At 66.2% G+C, this 2871-nt stretch carries 3 protein-coding genes; 2 read left to right on the forward strand and 1 reads right to left on the reverse strand.

Going from position 1 to position 2871, the window contains the following annotated elements; genetic code table 11:
- Positions 1-934, forward strand: a 934-nt coding sequence (locus tag WAN02_RS13105) for a serine hydrolase domain-containing protein (protein ID WP_422264618.1), incomplete at its 5' end; no start/stop codon positions are given.
- 112 nt (positions 935-1046) lie between these two features.
- Positions 1047-1727, forward strand: coding sequence for a WD40 repeat domain-containing protein (locus WAN02_RS13110; protein WP_422264619.1), 681 nt, complete (start codon positions 1047-1049; stop codon positions 1725-1727).
- Here the strand turns inward: WAN02_RS13110 and WAN02_RS13115 are convergent.
- Positions 1717-2799 (reverse strand): IS630 family transposase, encoded by a 1083-nt coding sequence (locus tag WAN02_RS13115; protein WP_422264620.1) that lies wholly within the window; start codon positions 2797-2799, stop codon positions 1717-1719. The two genes, WAN02_RS13110 and WAN02_RS13115, sit on opposite strands and share 11 nt — an antisense overlap.
- Between the last annotated feature and the right edge of the window lie 72 nt (positions 2800-2871).

Genomic DNA, 2871 nt, shown 5'->3' on the forward strand with positions numbered 1-2871 from the left:
GCGCTACTACTCCTCCTCGGCGAGCCAGTCGCGCTCGAGCTACTCGATCACGAAAAGCATCACCTCGACCCTGGTCGGCATCGCCATCAGCGAAGGCCGGCTGCGGCTGGACGAAACACTGGCCCAGATGCTGCCGCGCTACGCCCCACTCATGAGCCCGAGCGAGGCCCTCGTGACGCTGCAGCAGCTGCTGACCATGACCGGCGGATTCCTGGACACCTTCGACGAAACCGGGGAACAAGCACTGCAAAGCTCACCCGACTGGATCCGCTACATCCTGCAACACCAGGACAACCCGGCCGGACAGGCGTTCCACTACTCCGACTACGGGGCGCACCTGCTGTCCCCGATCCTGGTCCAGGCCACCGGCGAATCGGTGCTGGCCTACGCCCGGGCCAAACTGTTCGACCCGCTCGGGATCGTGACCACACCCAGCGTCGAACCGACCATCACCGGCACCCTGCAATTCCCGGCGGCGTACCTGAGTGCCGGATTCGCCTGGCCGGTCGACCCGCAAGGCTTCAACACGACCGCGGCCTGGATCAAGCTCCGGCCCCGCGACCTGGCCACCTTCGGGCAACTGTTCCTGCAGTCCGGACAATGGAAAGGCCGACAGGTCGTGCCCGCTGCCTGGGTGCAGCAAGCCACCACCGCCCACGTCGCCGACGCCGACAGCCTTCCCCGGGCCAACGAATTCCAACCAATGAACTACGGCTACCTCTGGTGGCTGACCACCGTGGACCACACCACCGCCTACTTCGCCCTCGGCTACGGCGGCCAACTGATCGAGATCGTCCCCTCCCGGCAACTGCTTATCGTCGTGTCCTCCTACGTCAACGAAGCCGACCCCAACGCGCCAACAGTCGGACCCGACGACCTGCAACGCCTAGCCAACGTCATCGTGGCCGCCATCACGGCTCCTGCAGTGCATTAGCCCACATGGAGGGACCGGGATGGGACAGCCAGTGAATGCACCGGTTCGGCCTGCGACGCAGGGAGGGCGGCGGCCCAGGTATGCCTCTTGGGATGATCGGCATGGTCGAGGTTTGTGGCTGGAAAACCTGATCCGCTGGGGCCGACAGGCCTGCACGTTCGTGATCACCTTCGGTGTCGTTTCGGTTGTGTTAGTGATGGGCTTGATGCCCGGCGACGACGCCCCGATCGGCGAGCAGATCGCCGAAGCCGGGTGCGCCCTCGGTGTCCTCGCGCTTGTGGCGGTGGTGGTGAGTGCGTCGCGCGCCCCGCAGCGACCTGCCGACAGCAGGCCGCCCGGTCGCCGCGGCCACGCTCGGATCGGGGCTGCGACGGCAAGCGGACCGGTGCGAACCGCGGTCGTGTCGACGTTGGGGCCGCGGTTGATGGCGCGTCGAGGGATCCGGGTCGGTAACGGTGTCAGCAGCTTCTGCTTCGGTCCCGACGGACGATCCGTCGCCATTGCCTCGTCGGGGCTCTGCACGGGCGTGGCTGTCGTGTTCGACACTGCGACGGGAACGGTGCGGTGGCGCTACCGAGAACTGCAACTGAAGGTTCGGCCCTCGCTTCATGCCGTCGCGTTCAGCCCGACCGGCCACTACGTTGCCACCGGCGGGTCGGTGAGCGCGCGACTGCTGGACGCCACATCCGGGCGAAGGCTCGCCAAAATCGCGCACCACGTCGGTCAGGCCGTGCGAGGTGTGGCGTTCAGCCCTGACGGTCGGCAACTAGTGGTGTGTCTCGTCATTGGTTGACCGCTTGGAGTGCGACGCGTCCGCGGGCGACTTTGGCGAGGATGTCGTCGGCGGTGGCGGTCCAGATGAAGGGCTTCGGATCGTGGTTGTGGGCGGCCAGGTATTCCTCGATCTTGGTGATCAGGTCGGGCACGGAGTGGAACACGCCGCGCCGTAGGGCCTTGTCGGTCAGTTCCCGGAACCACCGCTCGACCAGGTTCAACCAGCTCGACGAGGTCGGGGTGAAGTGCATGTGGAACCGTGGATGCTTGGCCAGCCACGCCTTCACGTCAGGGTGTTTGTGGGTCGCGTAGTTGTCGCAGATCAGATGCACCTGCAGGCCCTTGGGCACCTCGCGGTCGATCTTGCGCAGGAACTTCAGGAACTCCTCGTGCCGGTGCCGGGGCAGGCACTGGCCGATGACGGTGCCGGTGAGCACGTCCAGGGCGGCGAACAGCGTCGTGGTGCCGTTTCTCTTGTAGTCGTGGGTCATCGTCGCCGCCCGGCCTTTGGTCATCGGTAGCGAGGGCTGGGTGCGGTCCAGCGCCTGCACAGAGGATTTCTCGTCCAGGCACAGCACGAGCGCGTTGTCCGGCGGCGCCAAGTACAACCCGACGACATCGATCAACTTCTCCTCGAAACGCGGATCATTCGACAACTTGAACGTCTTAACCAGATGCGGCTTGAGCCCACGCGCGGCCCACACCCGCTGCACCGTCGCCGGCGACACCCCGACCCGGGCGGCCATCGTGCGACACGACCAGTGCGTCTGCCCCGCCGGCTTGGAGTTCCGGGTCAACTCGACGATCTCCTCGATCGTGTCCTGCGAGATCGTGGACTTGCGGCCCCGCCCCGCACGGACCTTGCCCAACTTCGCGAGGCCGTCGTCGGCGAACCGGGTCCGCCACGCCCGCACGGTCGACGGATTCACCCCGACCTGCTCGGCGATCCGCGTGTTCGCCACGCCATCAGCGGCGAGCAGCAGCGCCTCGGCGCGCTGCACCTGCCGATGCGGCGCGATCTGCGACCGCGCGAGCACCCCGAGCGCGTCTCGTTGCCCGTCCGACATGACCAAAGCAGCCGCTGGCGTCATCACCCCCGGATACTATCCCAGAAGTACTGATCTATTTTGGAGACATACCACTAGCTCAGCACGGTATTTCCC

It is taken from the genome of Mycobacterium sp., from assembly GCF_049281135.1.
In the GTDB taxonomy this organism is placed as follows: domain Bacteria; phylum Actinomycetota; class Actinomycetes; order Mycobacteriales; family Mycobacteriaceae; genus Mycobacterium.